The following is a 16,766-nucleotide window of genomic DNA, read 5'->3' as shown; positions in this document are numbered from 1 at the left end:
TCCGTTTTATCGATTAAGAAGAAGATAAAGGCTCGCTCTATTTGCGAGCCTTACTGGATTATTGGCCTTGCGCGACTTGGTCTTGCCAATCTAGTGTAGAAAACCAGTATTCATAGCGTTCTTCTAACCAGCCATCTTGGGTGCGCGCGTCAATCCACTGATTAAAGAAGGCTTCTTTATCGGTTTCTCCCAAACGTACGGCAAAGGCTTCATTCCCCTTAGAAAGACGCTCGGTGAAAGGAAGAAATAATTTATCTGGGTGTTTTACCGTTTCATGCTCAGGTTTCGGGCTAGACGCTATCACAGCATGAGCATTACCATTTAACACTTCTTGGAAGGCTTGCGCATCATCATCGAATTGAAGTAGTTTCGCTTTAGGGAATGTTTCACGCGCCACTTGCACCGTAAAAGCGCCACGGCGAACGGCAATATTCACGCGACGAGAATTAAAGTCGGAAAATTCTGTAAACCCTTCTGCCAGCGCTTTGTTTGCCGCCACTTGTACGCCTGAGTGCGAATATGGCTTGGTGAAGAGAACGCTTTTCGCTCGTTCGGGTGTAATGGACATCCCCCCGATAATCACGTCAAACTTTTTGGCCAGAAGTGCAGGGATAATGCCATCCCAAGCTGTCGGTACAAATTCCACTTTAAGGCCAGAGTCTTGCGCTAAACGCTTCGCTACATCAATTTCAAAGCCAATCAATTCGCCTTGTTTATTCCGCATTGCCCAAGGAACAAAGGTGGACATGCCAACACGTAACGTTCCTCTTTCTTTTATCTTATCCAAATTTGGCGTCGCCGTTTGCTCGTTTGCGATGGATGGCATCGCAATAGCAAGCCCCAGTAATGCAGTAATGGTCGCTTTGAATAACTTCATGTTATCTCCTTATAATTTGCGCCAACTGGCTCCAAGCTTGTATTCCAACCAAGCAGATAAGCCGGATAATGAGAGCGTGAGAGCAAGGTAAATTGCTGCCACGGTAAACCAAATTTCAAACGGCATGGCCGTTTCTGACACAATATTGCGTCCTTCTGTTGTGAGATCAAATATCGCCATGACACTGACGATAGACGAGTTTTTAATCAGTGACACCATTTCGTTTGTTAGTGGTGGTAGCGTACGTTGTAACACTTGCGGCAAAATGACATCTTGATAAGTATAAACCGGAGATAGGCCTAGTGTTTTTGCAGCTTCAAACTGACCTCTAGGAATGCTGTTTAAGCCCGCGCGAAATATCTCAGCGGTATAGGCACCTTGAAAAAGTGATAAGGCCAAAACAGCGGTGCTGAATCGGTCTAATCCAATTACTGGTCCAAAGACAAAATACAGCAGATAAATTTGTACCAATAATGGAGTATTACGGATCAATTCCACGTAGGCCGTGCCGATAGCGTTCCCCACTTTAGAATCACTGAGCCGAAGTAGAGCCGTCACCAATCCAAACACTAAGGTGAAGAATAAACTGATGGCGGAGATTTTGAGTGTCACGATTAAGCCATCAATGAGTTCGGCTGACCACCATTCCCCATCTTCGTAAAAAAACAGATAGTCGGGTACGCGATCCCATTGCCATTGATACCCCATAGCCTGTGCGCCAGAGTTGAGTACCCAAGCGATGACGGCAAATAGAATCACGATTTGCAGTACGGCTTGTAAGACAGGTTTCAGTACACGATAAATCATCAATAACTTAGTATTTGGTTTAAAAATGTTTGAGTCCTTGGATGTTGCGGCGTATCGAACAATGCTGTCGGTGAGTTCACTTCAACAATTTCGCCTTCATCCATAAATACCACTCGATGCGCGACTTTTTTAGCAAACCCCATCTCATGCGTTACACAAATCATGGTCATGCCGCTTTGGGCAAGTTCGACCATGACATCAAGTACCTCGTTGATCATTTCTGGATCAAGTGCCGAGGTGGGTTCATCAAATAGTAGTAGATCGGGCTCCATGCAGAGTGAGCGCGCAATGGCGACCCGTTGTTGTTGACCGCCTGATAACTGAATCGGGTACTTATCCGCTTGTTCTTCAATATTGACTCGCTTTAGGTAATGTCTGGCACGCTTAGTTGCCTCTTGCTTTGACAGCTTTAGGGTTCGGATCGGAGCGAGCGTTAGGTTTTCTAGAACGGTGAGATGCGGAAAGAGGTGGAAGTGTTGGAAGACCATACCAATTTGGCCAGGCTTGCGCTCTCTGGTATGTGCTGGTAATCCAAATGCGTTTAACTGACCGTCTTGAATGGCTTCTAATCCATTGATGCAACGGATCAGTGTCGACTTCCCAGAGCCAGACGGACCACATACCACCACGATTTCTCCGGAATGCACGGAAAGGTTAATGTCTTTTAACGCATGGTATTCACCGTACCACTTGTTTACGTCGTGAAATTCGACGATCGGAATTCGATTCTTCAACAATGGATTCTACATAAAACAACAGTCTTTAAACCATATCAATTTATGAGTACGATTTCATTAAGTGTCGGGACACATTCAGAAAATTGCTTTGGAAGTGAGAAAAAAGACCTGCCATTCGGCAGGCCAAATCCCTGTGGAGCAAGTTTTGGGGGGAGAGGGATAAATTCAAGTTTCAGCTTGAAAATAGGGAGCAAGATACGGTTGCGCTACGCAGCTATCTCGGCACGTTTTGCTTCGCTTATACTCGATTTCAAGCTGAGTAGTCGGCAAGCATTGATGTCACCCATCCCTTCGATAGAATCGAGTTGGGTCATCAGTATTGACGAGATATTCATTTCGTTAGCTTTGTTGCTTAAGCAGTCGATGATTTGTGGAGCAAGGTCACAGCACTTTTCTTTGGCTTTAAAGTACAGAGGCTCCACACCACGTAATATCGTCATTTGAGCGAGCAAGCTTGGGTTATCACTCAAAGCCCAAATTTTGGTTTTGCTTTGACAGCGAGACATTAATAATGGTGTTTCACCATGTTGAGTTAAAATGGCCACACCGAGATCACGGTGTACGCGTGATGCAGAAATCATTGAAGACAACGCAAAACTCTTACCTGGATTGGAGCACAGGTGCTGTAATTTATCCCAACAGTTGTGATTGCACTCCAATTCAAGTTCAGCGCCTTCTGCAATACGTACCATCGCTTCTATCGCTTCGATGGGGTATTTACCCGCTGCAGATTCTGCGGATAGCATTACCGCATCGGTACCATCAATGATAGCGTTAGCCACGTCGAGGACTTCGGCTCTTGTTGGAAGTGGATTTTCAATCATCGACTCCAACATCTGTGTGGCCGTAATCACAGGCTTACCCCAGTGTTTGGAGCGATGGATTAGCGACTTCTGTACGGCAGGTAATCGTGCGTCACCGATTTCTACACCAAGGTCACCGCGTGCAACCATGATAATGTCCGATGCTTGGATAACATCGTCCATCGACTCTTTGCTTGCCACCACTTCTGCACGTTCGACTTTCGCGACGATTTTTGCATTGCAGCCTGCTTTCTGGGCAAGGGTGCGAGCGTACTCAATGTCTTTCGCGTTGCGAGGGAAGGAGATGGCGAGGAAATCCGCACTCAGCTTCGCAGCAGTGTCGATGTCATTGATGTCTTTTTCTGTTAGCGCTGGAGCAGACAAACCACCACCTAACAAGTTAATACCTTTGCGGTTGGACAGTTTGCCACTGTTCAGTACCGTGGTTTTAATCCATTGTTCGTTACGGTTAACTTGTGTCACTTTGAGTTGGATACGACCGTCATCAAGCAACAACGTGTCACCTTCGGTAACGTCTTTAATCAGCTCAGGGTAATCAAGACCAACCATTTCTTGATTGCCAGATAACGCATCTAAAGTGCCACTTAGAGTGAAGTCGTCACCTTGATTCAGCAACACTGCGCCTTGCTCGAAACACGAAATACGAATCTTAGGACCTTGTAAGTCGACCAGTACGCCTACATGAGTATTAAGCTCTGTTGCAATTTCACGAACAAGATTCGCTCTTGCGATGTGCTCTTCTGCTGTGCCGTGAGAAAAGTTGAGTCTGACAACGTTCGCACCTGCACGAATCAGCTTAGTCAATATTTCGCGGCTTTCGCTTGCTGGCCCTAAGGTTGCCACTATTTTTGTTTTACACATTTATCACCTCATTCGACACTTAAAATAAATAAAGGGGGGAATTTCAATCTCATAAGGACACTTCATCAGTACGCTTATGGCATCGAACTTAAAACTTTTATTTAAAAGGCGGGAGGGTTACCTCCCGCAAAGGAGTTATTAGTTGCTAGGGCTCACTTCAAGTTCTTTTTGCTCTGGTTCGATATCCACAACTTTCTTGGCATTCCAAACGGTCAGTGCAAGAAGCAGAGAAACAACACTGGCAGCTAACCAGAAGTACTGGGCTTGCGTGAAGTCGTATTTAGTAACGCCATCTACCTCAGTGATTTTAATCAGTGCTGCAGAAGCCAGTTCTTGACCAGATGCGGCAATGTAAGAGAACAAACCGATGAAGCCTTTTACTGCGCCTACTGCGTTTTTAGGCATTAAGTCACAAGCTGTCAGACCCGCAAGGAAGACAACCAGACCACCGATAGCAAAACCAATCAGACCTAGTGCAACTGCATCAATAATGCGGTTGTCAGGGCCAAAGAACATCAGACACATCCCAGCGATGTTTGCGATACCGTAAAGCAGCGTTGGGATATGGCGGTTAGCGTTAAACAGTTTGTCTGAAATAATTCCTGATAGGATTGCGCCTGCAAGACCCGCGATTGGGTAAGTAGACATGGCAAAACCAGCATCAATCAGTGAGTAACCTTTCGCTTCTTGAAGGTAAAGTACGGCCCAAGACGACATCGCGTAGCGAGAGATGTACATTGCTGCACACGCGGCTGCGATTAACCAAACAACAGGTTGTTTTAGAATGAACATTTGAGCACGACGTGTTTCTTTCGGATCATTCTTTTTCTTGATTTCCGGCTCTTCATCGAATGCGGTAGCTGCATCTGGCAGACCATATGTTTGAGGACGGTCTTTTAAGACGAAGAACATACATAGAGCGGCGGCAACGGCTGCAATACCTGCACCGATGAAGCCTGCTCGCCAACCAAAGTAGCTCACAAGTGTCGCCGTTAGGATCCAAGTGATACCTTCACCGATGTTACGCGAACCACCCCAGATAGAGTAACGGCTACCACGCTGTTTTGGTGAGAACCATTGGAACAACGATACACAAGATGGTGCAGAACCAACCGATTGGAACCAACCGTTCAGACCCCATAGTAGAACGAAGAAGAACGCTGTGGTATTGAGTCCCATGAAGACTGCTGTAATACCGGATAGCAATAGGGAGAACGACATAAATCGGCCAATGTTGGCATAGTCAGAAAGGAAGCCGTTCGAGAATTTACCAATCGCATAAGTAAAGAAGAAAGCGGAACCCATGATACCGAGTTCTTCGATGCTTACGATGCCCGCATCCAACATCGGCTTCTTGACGACACCGAGGCTCATACGAACAACGTAGAACACGGCATAACCAAATACTAAGCCTAAGAATACTTGCCACTGGTAGCGTTTGAAACGCGCTTGCATTTCGCCTTTAGACCCATCCGAAAGCGGGAGATCTGGGCGTGTTTTAAAGAAGTTAAACATCTTGCACTCCAAGTTTTAATTACAAATGTTTTGTTGCAGGACCATCTTGGAGCGATAGAACGATCAGTACAAAAGCGTGGATTTGGGACGTAATTGACACATATTGCTCTTTCTCATGAGTCAAAAACGGGAAACTGGCACATAAGTGTGATGTGGCTTACTGATAGAATTAGCAGGGTCATGAATCTGGTGCGTCAATTATGACCCAACAAGGCAAGACAGTATTTTTACATGATCTTTCGTAGATATGAGTTGACGCACATTTTTTAAGGTTTTGGTTATTTTGATGGTTAGTATTCGTAATTTAGCGCGCTTGTTTATTTTTGGCGTAGCCCTCAATACACCGTTCACGTTAGCAGCTGATAATGAATTGGTGATACTCACAACGTTTTCACAAGCACCAATCACAGCGCTGGTCGACGACTTTACGCAGCATTACCCTGATGCCGAAGTGAGAGTGATCCATCGGCGAACTCAGTCAAGCCTACAACTGCTGACTAAGAGCTATATACAGGATATCGATTTAGTCTTGAGTTCCTCTCCGTTTGTGATGCAGGAACTTTCGGAACAGAATCGACTGGCGGATATCCCATCACGGATTAAAGTACCAGAATGGTTATCGCCCTATTTATTACCAAATAAAGAACATGTCGTTGCGTTTGGCTACTCCGGTGCTGGGGTCGTGTGGAACAATGATTATTTAACTGCAAACGCTCTACCTAAACCTCAGCGGTTTAAAGATCTCACCAATCCAGTTTATTTTGGTCATGTCACGATGAGCACGCCAAGTCGTTCTGGGACGACACAACTGATGGTCGAAAGTGTACTTAATCGATATGGCTGGCAAGAAGGATGGCGCATCTTGCTGAATGTCGGTGCAAACCTAGCGACGATTTCTTCGCGCAGCTTTGGGGTCGCAGATCATATTGCCAAAGGAAAGTTTGGCTTGGGACCAACGATTGACAGTTACGCTCTCATTACGCAGCGCAACTTGAACTATATTGGGTTCGCTTATGATGAGGATTTTACCCTCATGCCGACTTACATTGCACAAATCAATAGAGGGAAAAGAGATCGACTTGCTGAGTCTTTCATATCTCATTTACTGTCAAGGAAAGTGCAACAACAAATGGCGGCCAGTACGTTTTCAAAAACCGCATTGAATGATACCGCTCGATTCGGAGGAGACAATCCGGTGCTTGATCTGTCATTGACGATGCCAAGAGAAGTGTTGATAAACCAGATCTTCGATACGGTTATTACCAAACGTCTTCCGGAATTGCAGGACGCTTGGCTGACATTGATCAAGTTGAAGCAACGTGCGGAAGAAAGTCCAAATAAATTACGTGAGCTCAACGCGATAGAGAAACGCCTGTTTGAGTTACCAATCGACGAAGCTCAAGTCATGCAGATTGCTCGCAAGCTAGCAACGTTGGATAAAGACTCGGAAGTAGGGCTGACACATCATCAGGCCCTTCTTGCTGAGTTTTCACACGACTTGGGAAGAGCAATGTCGGATAAGTTACTCGATATCGAAAGGCAACTGGCGGAGTGGAGAGGGAAAGACAAATAGTGATATACCCGAAATATAAAACGATCGGAGCTCGCCTAATCGCTGCTTTTGCTTGTAGTACATTGCTACTCACCGTTGTGTGCGTCGTTGCTTGGACAACATGGAATAGTTTGGATAATCAAGTACGTATACTGTTGGAAGACAGTGTCCCAAAATATAATGCGAGCTACTTTCTTGAGAGTAAAACGAGTGAGATAAAGCGAAGAGTAGAGGCACTAGAGGCAGTAGATAATAAAGTACAACTCACTGAGCAAGCGATGCTGATTAATGAGCAGCTTAGCGAGATGTCTCGTGTCCTGAAAAGCAGTAATATGAGCTCAGAGTTTTTTGATTTATTGGAATCGGACGCTGGCCTCACGTCTTTATTAGCAAGGTACGTTGAGCTCATTTCTACCAAAATTAATCAAACGCGCCGAGTGGACCAGTTAATGGAACAAATTGATTGGTTGCACCAAGACATTCGTTCTGAGCTTAAACCAGTACGTCAAGAAGTCTATTGGCAAATTGAGCGGGTGAATGACTCTAAAGAAATCCAGCAACTTCTTGCTCAACTCAGCACTTTGCAACGAGTGATCGACATTGAATCAGCAGTCTACGACCTGGCGATTGACATTGCAGCGGCTTCGATACCTGAACAAGTTGATAACGGTATGAAAGTGATTCACTTTCGCTTGATGGATCTTCAGGAAAGTAGCGTGACATTGCTCAATCAGCCGACTTCGATTGCTTATGAGCAGTTATTGCAAGAGCTTGTGATGGTTCTTAGCCCTGATGGTGCATTCAATGAACAATTGATGTCTTTGGTGACCTTAAATGGTGATATGCAGCGTATGCAAACGCAGATCTCTACCAGAGTGGATGCAATCTATGAGCAGATTGGCGAGCTGGTCTTCAAAGCCGACAAAACATTTAAACACGTAAAAAGTGAAACGACCGAGCGTGTATCTTACGGTAACCATGTTCTGATCGTCTGCTTTAGCCTGTCTATTCTGACCAGTATGTTTTTGACCTACTACTTTATCAATCGTCGTATTGTCGCGCGTCTGATTAGCTTAGGGGACAGCATTGATGCCATCATTGAAAACGATATGAGCCATCCCGTGGTGGTCGATGGAAATGACGAGATTGGTCGATTGAGTGAAAAGCTGATTGAATATGGTGAAAAAGTTCAGGAGATACAGCGTACCAACGCGCTGAGTTTAATTAATAATACGACAGCGAGTTTGATCACGACCGATGTTCATGGGGTGGTTGAGTCTGCCAACTTAAGCGCGCGTAAACTCTTAAAGCTGGGTGATGTGGCAGAAAACTACCCGATTTGGGAATATTTTCCGGAAAGTTGTCGTGAGCAATTAAGAAAGGTCTTTGATGGTTCACATTTATGGCTAGAACTCGGCAAAGTTAATGTTACTTTGGCGCTCGGTGGTGAAAAGCCAAAATACGTGCGTTTTGACATCAGACCTTTCGCACACGGTGCGGATTATAAGTTGATCATGACCATCACGGATATTACTCACCAAGAGATCACCACCCGAACCTTAGAAAGTCGTGTTCTGGAAAAAACTCAAGATTTAGTGCTTAAAAACCAGTTACTTGAAACTGAAATAGAGGAACGGATCCGGACGGAAGAGAACCTGAAGAAGACGCAGGATGAACTCATTCAAGCCGCAAAAATGGCGGTAGTCGGTCAAACAATGACGAGCTTGGCTCATGAGCTTAACCAGCCGTTAAATGCAATGTCGACTTATTTTTACAGTGCGCGTATGTTCCTAGAGCAGAAGTCACCGGAAAAGGTGGAAGAATCGCTCACTCACATAGAAGGGCTGGCGGCAAGGATGAGTAAAATCATAAACAGCTTACGCCAGTTTGCACGCAAGCCTGATGGTGAAAAGACAGCGGAGCGTGTATGCATTCATGAAGTGGCCGAGCAAGCAATGACGATTGTGAATACTCGGGCGAAGCGACAGCAAATTGTCATTGAAAATCACTTACCAAATGACGTGATGGTCATGGGAGACACGCTGGCGCTAGAACAAATTTTCATCAATGTATTGGTAAACAGTTGTGACGCGTTGATGGAGGTCACAAGAGGTGAGCAAAAACGAATCCAAATGTTGTTACTGGATCAATCAAGTCAATCTTCGATGATTGCCATCAGTGACAACGGTTCTGGTTTCGGACAAGCGATCGTTCAGCGTATTTTCCAGCCTTTTGTCTCAACAAAAGAAGTAGGGCTCGGTTTGGGTATGAATATTTGTAAGTCATTAATAGAAAAGCATAACGGAAGTATCTACCTGGCTTCCTCATTAGATAAAGGTGCAATGGTTGTGTTGGAGTTACCGAATGCGCAATAACTTATACTCTGTCTTATTGGTGGATGATGATCAGGACGTATTAGACTCGTACTCACATTTAATGGATATCTCATTAATAAAGTCAAAAGCCATTAACGATCCAACACAAGCGTTACGGTATATTTCTCCAGAGTGGGCTGGTGTGGTGATTCTCGATATGTATATGCCACAAATGCATGGTCTGGAACTGCTTCGGATGATAAAAAATGTCGATGAACGTATTCCGGTGATTGTCATTACGGGACACGGTGATATTCCAATGGCAGTGGATGCGGTGAAGAAAGGCGCGTGTGAATTTCTTGAAAAGCCAATTAATCCTGCGGAATTGCTTACGCTCGTTAAACAGCAGTTAGATCTTCGTAATAGCCAAATCGAACTGCAATCTCAAGCAGAAAAGTCGATTTCACGCTCATTGATAGGCAAATCCGCACACATGGATCAAATCCGTAAGCTGGTGGCTCAGTATGCGCTTTTAGATACTCATATTGTGATCTACGGAGAGTCTGGGACTGGGCGCCATAGTGCTGCGAAACTGGTCAAAGACATGATGTCTCAAAGTAAGGAGATGCAATTAAACTCTCTTTCACTCAGTCAAGCGACAGCGACAGCGTGTATTGATGAAGCCACGAATATTGACGAGTCTTGTGTACTTGTACTCGAAAATTTACCTGAGCTACCGGAAGAGGGGCAACGACATTTGGCCCAGTTACTTCTGGCTCGTGAACGCAATGGCAAAAAGAACCTCCGAGTTATCACTATCTTTGACTCTGAACCAGAAGAATACATCACTAAGCATCAGCTACTACCCGAACTTTACTACTTGCTTAACCAAGGCGTAATACACGTACCTCCTTTGCGCCAACGTCCTGATGATATTGTGACAATCTTCCATTACTTTCTGAAGTTGAGTTGTAAAAAGCTTGGCAAAACACTGCCCAGTGTCGATTCTAGCTATCTCGCGTTATTACGGAATTACCCGTGGCCTGGCAATATTCGTGAATTGAGAAATATTGCTGAGCTCTATGCTATCGGTATTGTAAAACTGACTGGTAAAGAGCGAATTTACTCACAGAATGACATCCAGTTACCACTTGATGAACTCGTTGACGATTTTGAAAAGCAGTTGATTGAGGATGCGCTTTTTTTACATTCAGGGCGAGTAACGGACGCTGCAAATCATCTACAAATTCCGCGTAAAAAACTGTATCTAAGAATGAAAAAGCATGGCATTGAGAAAGGGGATTATAAGTCTCGATGAACGTTCCCCAATGGGAAGTCGCTTGGCTCACTGTCTTTGTTAATGATTTTTGCTCTAGAAAAACTGGCTATTCTCACCGTTGACTTACCTACGAACCAACACACCCCGCTGAAACGAACATGCGCGTTTCAGCGGGGATACCGCAAATTTAACTTCGTTTATCCGCTGACGTAACTTACGAGTCGGATTTAAATTTATTTTGCGGATATCGTTTTATTTAGTGGAATAGTTTAGGCGACAGCAAGCTCAAGAATTTCACGGCTAACCGCAAGATCGATAGCTTGGTTTTCACCCAGAACCTTCATACCGTGTTTGTCTAATTGCCCGATCACTGCATTGATTGCCTGTTCACGATCCTCACCGTAGTTCTCAAGCTGGGTTGCTACATTCAATTGGTGGTAGAAAGCTTCAATTGCCTGCACAGTACGTTCGGCTAGGTCGTCTCCAGCTTCAAGAGCAAAGACATTACGTCCCATTTGCTCCAGTTTCGCGCGTTTATATTGCATTTGGTTACGAAGAAGAGACGGCTGGATGATGGCAAGTGAACGCGCATGGTCAACACCCCAAAGCGCCGTTAATTCGTGGCCAAGCATATGAGTAGCCCAGTCTTGAGGTACACCGCTACCGATTAAGCCGTTTAAGGCCTGGTTCGCTGACCACATAAGGTTCGCACGCCACATGTCATTATCACGATCAGCAAATTGATCACCCAGTGCTTTTAGCGTTTTCAACAGGGTTTCTGCATAGCCGTCTTGTACCATCGCTCCTGTTGGTAGGGTCAAGTACTGCTCACAAACGTGAACCCATGCATCGACAATACCATTGATTAGTTGACGTTCTGGCAGTGTTTTCATGACGTCAGGGTCAAGAACAGCAAACTTTGGCTGTACGGCAGGAGACATGAACGGGAGTTTGTCCTGCGTTTCTGCTTTGGTGATTACTGCGCCCATATTAGACTCAGAACCAGTTGCTGGTAGGGTCAAAATAGCAGCCAATGGCGTTGCTTCTGAGACAGAATGCTTACCTGTCATTATATCCCAACCATCACCGTCGTATTTGGAGGCCGCAGCGACATACTTTGAACCATCAATCACTGAACCGCCGCCTACTGCAAGGATAAAATCGACATTCTGCTCTTTTACGATTTTAACTGCCTTATCTAAGGTTTCTTTGGTTGGATTTGGTTCAACACCAGAAAACTCTAACCAATCACGGCCTTCTAACGCGCTCGCTACTTCGTCATAGACACCATTCTTTTTAATCGAGCCACCACCGTAGATCACCATTACTTTTTGGTCAGCTGGAATGGCTTCTTTGATTGAAGAAATTTGATTTTGACCAAAGTAAATTTTGGTTGGATTAACGTATGAAAAGTTCATTACAGACCCCTTATTTCTTTTATGAGGAAATTTCTGACATGCATATTAATACTTGTTTAGTCGCTTCGGTAGGTGTGATTCTGCAAATAACTTGCCTATTTCTACAAAAATTAACAAAGTTTGCTATGAATCTTAGTGGAAACGAAAGTATAGTATATCAATGGTTCGAAGAAGCTGACGTTATGGTCATTATGGAGTAGATAGGATGAGTTCACTTGCCGAACACATGCAGCAATATGTCGAAAAACACGCTTTGCATAATTTAGAAGGTATTCAAAAAACGGCCGTCGAGGGCGTATGGTTTTATCGCAGTAGCAAGGGAAATCACCGTCAGCCTTTTGTTTATCAGTCAGGGATCATCATTCTGGGGCAGGGGCATAAAAACATCCATATCGGGACGACTCCAGTAAAGTACGGGCCTGAAGAATACCTTGTCGTTGGAGTGCCAATGCCATTAGAGTGTGAGGCAATTGCCAACGAAGATAAGCCCTTGTTAGGGATAACTATTGATATCGCTCCTGCTTTATTACATAAACTGGTTCAAAAGTTAGATGAGCAAAAGTTTAGTAACACCTGCTCAGATTCTTTATGTGGACTGAAATCGGTAAGCATGAGCGAGGGTATGCTTGACGTCTGTAAACGATTGATGAACGCACTCTGCAATGACTTGGATGTCGCTATGTTAGGCGATTTGATTCTTGAGGAAATTGTATATCGAACGCTGGTTAGCAAGGAAGGCTATGTGTTGTTTGAACTAGCCCGTCAGGAAGGATCATACGCAAGGGTGGCAAAAGCGCTTTCGCGAGTGCACGAGGGATATCATGAACAGCTTAATGTGCAGATGCTCGCCGAAGAGGCGAATATGAGCGTTTCTGCATTTCATCATGCTTTTCGTAATGTCACACTCGAATCTCCTCTGCAGTACATTAAAAAAGTAAGACTGAATAAAGCTCGTGAGTTGATCCAGATCGAAGGACGTCGCGTGAATGACGCCGCTCGTTTGGTCGGGTACAGTAGCCCATCACAGTTTAGTCGGGAGTACAAGCGACACTTTAACCAAACCCCAAGGTCAACAAAAGGTTAGTGATATACATTCAAGAATGGTTACTTTTTTTGTAAGTTTTATTAATTTGCGACGGAGTTATTTATTCGCTCTATAAAATTAGCGATTGGTGCCATTTATTAAGATTTTTATTGCAACGATGTAGTGGATTCTTGAGAGGTGCTCTTGAAAACGAACAAGTGGGGAGTGTGAAATTTTCAACTTGTACTTAAGTTATTTTACGTCGAAATAAAAGTGTAAGTACGTCCTTATAGACGTGCTTATTATTGTTTTAACAATAACTTAAGGAAGAGCAATTATGCACCTTAAAAACGGGAAAGCAGTAAAAAGTGTCTTTACGCTAAGTACACTGACTGCATCTTGTCTTATGGCCTTTAACAGCTACGCTGCTGTTGACTGCGCCCCTTTGGAAACGTGGGATTCATCGAAAGTCTACACCGGTGGCGCCCAAGTTGAGCACGAAGGTAACGCATATAAGGCGCGTTACTGGACTCAAAATAATAACCCTTCACAGTCTGTTCAGTGGGGAGAATGGGAAAATCTAGGTGCTTGTGATAGCACAGATCCTGTTATACCACCGCAAAATGAAGCGCCGACGGTAACACTCACATCCCCTTCGGCATCAGCAACCATTGCAGCGGGCGATATTGTTACGCTAGCGGCAGATGCGGCCGATTCTGACGGTACGGTTAGCAACGTTGAGTTCCTCGTTGATGGTGTTGTAGTTGGTCAGTCAACTTCCGCTCCTTACACTGCATCATGGACGGCTACTGAAGGTCAGCATGTCTTCTCGACCATTGCTTATGATGATGTTGGTGCAGTGAGTACGGCAAGTGTTGTCTCTTTAACCGTTGGCACTTCTCAGCCAGGTAATGAAGCTCCGACAGTCGACGTTACGCTTTCTGCTTCTTCAGTGGAACTCGGAGGTACGGTTACGCTAACGGCAAACGCCGCTGACGTTGATGGTACAGTCGAGAAAGTGGACTTTTACGTAGCGGGTTCTTTAGCCGGAACAGCAACAAGCGCGCCTTACTCTTTAGATGTTACGCCTTCTCAAGCGGGCTCTCTTGCTGTATATGCAAAAGCAACGGATGATGCAGGTGCGGCGACAGACTCTTCACTGGTTACACTGACGGTAAGCGGTGGTGAGGTTGCGTCTAACTGTCGCCCTGACGGCTTATATCAAACACCTAGTGTCGACGTCCCTTACTGTACCGTTTACGACGAAGAAGGTCGTGAGAAAATGGGGGCTGACCATCCACGTCGTGTGATTGGTTACTTCACGAGTTGGCGCAGTGGCGATGATCCACAAGCCACTTACCTTGTAAAAGATATTCCTTGGGAACAACTTACGCACATCAATTACGCATTTGTTAGCATTGGTTCTGACGGTAAAGTGAATGTTGGTGATGTCAACGATCCAAACAACCCTGCAACGGGTAAAACTTGGCCGGGCGTAGACGTGGATCCTGCTTTGGGCTTTAAAGGTCACTTTGGTGCGCTAGCCACTTACAAACAGAAACACGATGTTAAGACGCTAATCTCTATCGGCGGTTGGGCAGAGACTGGCGGTCATTTCGATACAAATGGCGACCGTGTTGCTGATGGCGGCTTCTATACGATGACAACCAATGCCGATGGTTCGATTAACCATGCTGGCATAGAAAAGTTCGCAGCGTCTGCTGTTGAAATGATGCGTACCTATAAATTCGATGGTTTGGATATTGACTACGAATACCCAACTTCAATGGCAGGTGCAGGTAACCCATACGATGCAGACTTTATGGAACCACGTCGTCAGTATTTATGGGCGTCTTACCAAGAGTTAATGAAAGTATTACGTGAGAAGCTTGATGTAGCGTCGGCTCAAGATGGTATTCACTACATGCTTACCATTGCTGCTCCGTCATCTGGCTACTTACTGCGTGGTATGGAAACATTTGATGTCACCAAGTACTTAGACTATGTCAATATCATGTCGTATGACCTTCACGGTGCTTGGAACGATCACGTTGGTCACAACGCAGCATTGTTCGACACAGGTAAAGACTCTGAGCTAGCGCAGTGGAATGTGTACGGTACAGCTGCTTACGGTGGTATCGGTTACTTGAATACAGACTGGGCATATCATTACTTCCGCGGCTCAATGCCAGCAGGTCGTATTAACATTGGTGTTCCATATTACACTCGTGGTTGGCAAGGCGTAACAGGCGGTGAAAATGGTCTGTGGGGACGCGCAGCACTTCCAAATCAGTCTGAGTGTGCCGCTGGTACGGGTGAAGGAGAGAGTAATAACTGTGGTCACGGTGCAATGGGTATCGACAATATGTGGCACGATCTAGACCCAGCAGGCAACGAAATGGGCGCAGGCTCTAACCCAATGTGGCATGCTAAGAACCTAGAGAAAGGCATTTGGGGGTCTTATGCGCAAGCGTATGGCTTAGATCCGGTTAATGATCCGTCTGACCAACTTGTTGGTACGTACACTCGTCACTACGATGATGTTGCGGTTGCTCCATGGTTATGGAACGCAGAGAAGAGTGTCTTCCTGTCTACCGAAGATAAAGCATCGATCGAAGTGAAAGCGGACTACGTTATCGACAAAGAGATCGGTGGCATCATGTTCTGGGAACTAGCTGGTGACTATAACTGTTACGTACTAGATGAGAATGGTAACCGTACGACGGTTGATGCGACCGAACAAGCGTGTGCGGCTGGTAATGGTGAGTACCACATGGGTAACACGATGACCAAGGCCATTTACGACAAATTTAAGTCTGCAACGCCTTATGGAAATACAGTTGCAACTGGTGCGATCCCAACGGAAGCGGTAGACATCGCTGTGAGTGTTGGTGGTTTTAAAGTTGGTGACCAAAACTACCCAATTAATCCGAAAATTACCTTTACCAACAATACTGGCCAAGCAATTCCTGGCGGTACAGAATTCCAGTTTGATATTCCTGTATCTGCTCCGGATAACGCAAAAGACCAGTCTGGTGGTGGCTTGAGTGTGATTTCATCGGGTCATACACGTGGAGATAACATTGGTGGTTTGGACGGCGTGATGCATCGTGTGTCTTTCTCACTACCGGCATGGAAAGAGTTACCAGCGGGCGGTACCTATGAACTAGATATGGTTTACTACCTACCAATTTCTGGTCCAGCAAACTACACCGTGATCTCTGGTGGTAAAGAGTTTGCGTTCAAGTTTGAGCAGCCAGATCTTCCAATTGGTGAACTGAGCGCAGGGGCTGGCACAGGTGACGGTGGTTCAACAGAGCCAGGTACTTGTGACGCAAGTGGACTCGTGACTTACCCAGACTTCCCACAAACAGACTGGGCGGGTAACCCAAGTCATGCAAATCAAGGTGACCAAGTCATTCATAATGGTGTGATTTACAAAGCAAACTGGTGGACTTCATCTGAGCCAGGTAGCGACGGTAGTTGGTCAACCGTATGTAACCTTTAGTTTGTAAACTAGATATAGACCAAAAGCGCACGATGTGAATCGTGCGCTT

11 protein-coding genes are annotated in these 16,766 nt (G+C 45.3%); 5 read left to right on the top strand and 6 right to left on the bottom strand.

Features of this window, described 5'->3' with window-relative positions; genetic code table 11:
• Nucleotides 1-58: 58 nt before the first annotated feature.
• The 5 genes from ONE56_RS17195 to ONE56_RS17175 all read right to left on the bottom strand — a co-directional run bounded on the left by ONE56_RS17195 (nt 59) and on the right by ONE56_RS17175 (nt 5,621).
• Nucleotides 59-877, bottom strand: coding sequence for a transporter substrate-binding domain-containing protein (locus tag ONE56_RS17195; protein WP_041153876.1), 819 nt, complete (start codon nt 875-877; stop codon nt 59-61).
• Between the two features lie 9 nt (nt 878-886).
• Nucleotides 887-1,684, bottom strand: a complete 798-nt coding sequence (locus ONE56_RS17190; protein WP_331437586.1) for an amino acid ABC transporter permease — start codon at nt 1,682-1,684, stop codon at nt 887-889.
• Complete coding sequence (locus ONE56_RS17185) at nt 1,684-2,418, bottom strand: amino acid ABC transporter ATP-binding protein (RefSeq protein ID WP_041153875.1); 735 nt, start codon at nt 2,416-2,418, stop codon at nt 1,684-1,686. Before ONE56_RS17185 ends, ONE56_RS17190 begins: the two co-directional genes overlap by 1 nt.
• A gap of 209 nt (nt 2,419-2,627) precedes the next feature.
• Nucleotides 2,628-4,106, bottom strand: coding sequence for a pyruvate kinase (gene pyk / locus ONE56_RS17180; RefSeq protein ID WP_423840558.1), 1,479 nt, complete (start codon nt 4,104-4,106; stop codon nt 2,628-2,630).
• Nucleotides 4,107-4,244: 138 nt separating this feature from the next.
• Nucleotides 4,245-5,621 carry an MFS transporter gene (locus tag ONE56_RS17175; RefSeq protein WP_041153874.1) on the bottom strand — a complete coding sequence of 459 codons (1,377 nt, stop codon included), beginning with the start codon at nt 5,619-5,621 and terminating at the stop codon, nt 4,245-4,247.
• A 286-nt stretch (nt 5,622-5,907) separates the two neighbouring features.
• Between ONE56_RS17175 and ONE56_RS17170 the strand changes: the two genes are divergently transcribed.
• Genes ONE56_RS17170 through ONE56_RS17160 form a run of 3 tightly spaced genes read left to right on the top strand, consistent with a single transcriptional unit; the run spans nt 5,908 to nt 10,806 of the window.
• Complete coding sequence (locus tag ONE56_RS17170) at nt 5,908-7,194, top strand: ABC transporter substrate-binding protein (protein WP_041153873.1); 1,287 nt, start codon at nt 5,908-5,910, stop codon at nt 7,192-7,194.
• Nucleotides 7,194-9,548 (top strand): ATP-binding protein, encoded by a 2,355-nt coding sequence (locus tag ONE56_RS17165; protein WP_423840557.1) that lies wholly within the window; start codon nt 7,194-7,196, stop codon nt 9,546-9,548. Before ONE56_RS17170 ends, ONE56_RS17165 begins: the two co-directional genes overlap by 1 nt.
• Nucleotides 9,538-10,806, top strand: coding sequence for a sigma-54-dependent transcriptional regulator (locus ONE56_RS17160; RefSeq protein ID WP_423840556.1), 1,269 nt, complete (start codon nt 9,538-9,540; stop codon nt 10,804-10,806). Before ONE56_RS17165 ends, ONE56_RS17160 begins: the two co-directional genes overlap by 11 nt.
• Before the next feature lie 230 nt (nt 10,807-11,036).
• Here ONE56_RS17160 and ONE56_RS17155 read toward each other — a convergent pair whose 3' ends face one another.
• Nucleotides 11,037-12,185: an iron-containing alcohol dehydrogenase gene (locus tag ONE56_RS17155; RefSeq protein ID WP_423840555.1), complete on the bottom strand. Its 1,149-nt coding sequence runs from the start codon at nt 12,183-12,185 to the stop codon at nt 11,037-11,039.
• A gap of 205 nt (nt 12,186-12,390) precedes the next feature.
• Between ONE56_RS17155 and ONE56_RS17150 the strand changes: the two genes are divergently transcribed.
• Nucleotides 12,391-13,269, top strand: a complete 879-nt coding sequence (locus ONE56_RS17150; protein ID WP_041153868.1) for an AraC family transcriptional regulator — start codon at nt 12,391-12,393, stop codon at nt 13,267-13,269.
• A gap of 277 nt (nt 13,270-13,546) precedes the next feature.
• Nucleotides 13,547-16,717 (top strand): chitinase C-terminal domain-containing protein, encoded by a 3,171-nt coding sequence (locus ONE56_RS17145; RefSeq protein WP_423840554.1) that lies wholly within the window; start codon nt 13,547-13,549, stop codon nt 16,715-16,717.
• Nucleotides 16,718-16,766 lie beyond the last annotated feature (49 nt).

It is taken from the genome of Vibrio mytili, from assembly GCF_049563345.1.
In the GTDB taxonomy this organism is placed as follows: Bacteria; Pseudomonadota; Gammaproteobacteria; order Enterobacterales; family Vibrionaceae; genus Vibrio; species Vibrio mytili.
Note: the sequence above shows the minus strand (reverse complement) of the source record. Positions and strands in the feature narration are given on the sequence as shown.

Excerpts from the sequence above, each read along its gene's own strand:
- ONE56_RS17190 (WP_331437586.1), bottom strand. The coding sequence starts at position 1,684 with ATGATTTATCGTGTACTGAAACCTGTCTTACAAGCCGTACTGCAAATC.
- ONE56_RS17145 (WP_423840554.1), top strand. The coding sequence starts at position 13,547 with ATGCACCTTAAAAACGGGAAAGCAGTAAAAAGTGTCTTTACGCTAAGT.
- ONE56_RS17170 (WP_041153873.1), top strand. The coding sequence starts at position 5,908 with ATGGTTAGTATTCGTAATTTAGCGCGCTTGTTTATTTTTGGCGTAGCC.
- ONE56_RS17150 (WP_041153868.1), top strand. The coding sequence starts at position 12,391 with ATGAGTTCACTTGCCGAACACATGCAGCAATATGTCGAAAAACACGCT.
- ONE56_RS17175 (WP_041153874.1), bottom strand. The coding sequence starts at position 5,621 with ATGTTTAACTTCTTTAAAACACGCCCAGATCTCCCGCTTTCGGATGGG.
- ONE56_RS17160 (WP_423840556.1), top strand. The coding sequence starts at position 9,538 with ATGCGCAATAACTTATACTCTGTCTTATTGGTGGATGATGATCAGGAC.
- pyk (WP_423840558.1), bottom strand. The coding sequence starts at position 4,106 with ATGTGTAAAACAAAAATAGTGGCAACCTTAGGGCCAGCAAGCGAAAGC.
- ONE56_RS17155 (WP_423840555.1), bottom strand. The coding sequence starts at position 12,185 with ATGAACTTTTCATACGTTAATCCAACCAAAATTTACTTTGGTCAAAAT.
- ONE56_RS17195 (WP_041153876.1), bottom strand. The coding sequence starts at position 877 with ATGAAGTTATTCAAAGCGACCATTACTGCATTACTGGGGCTTGCTATT.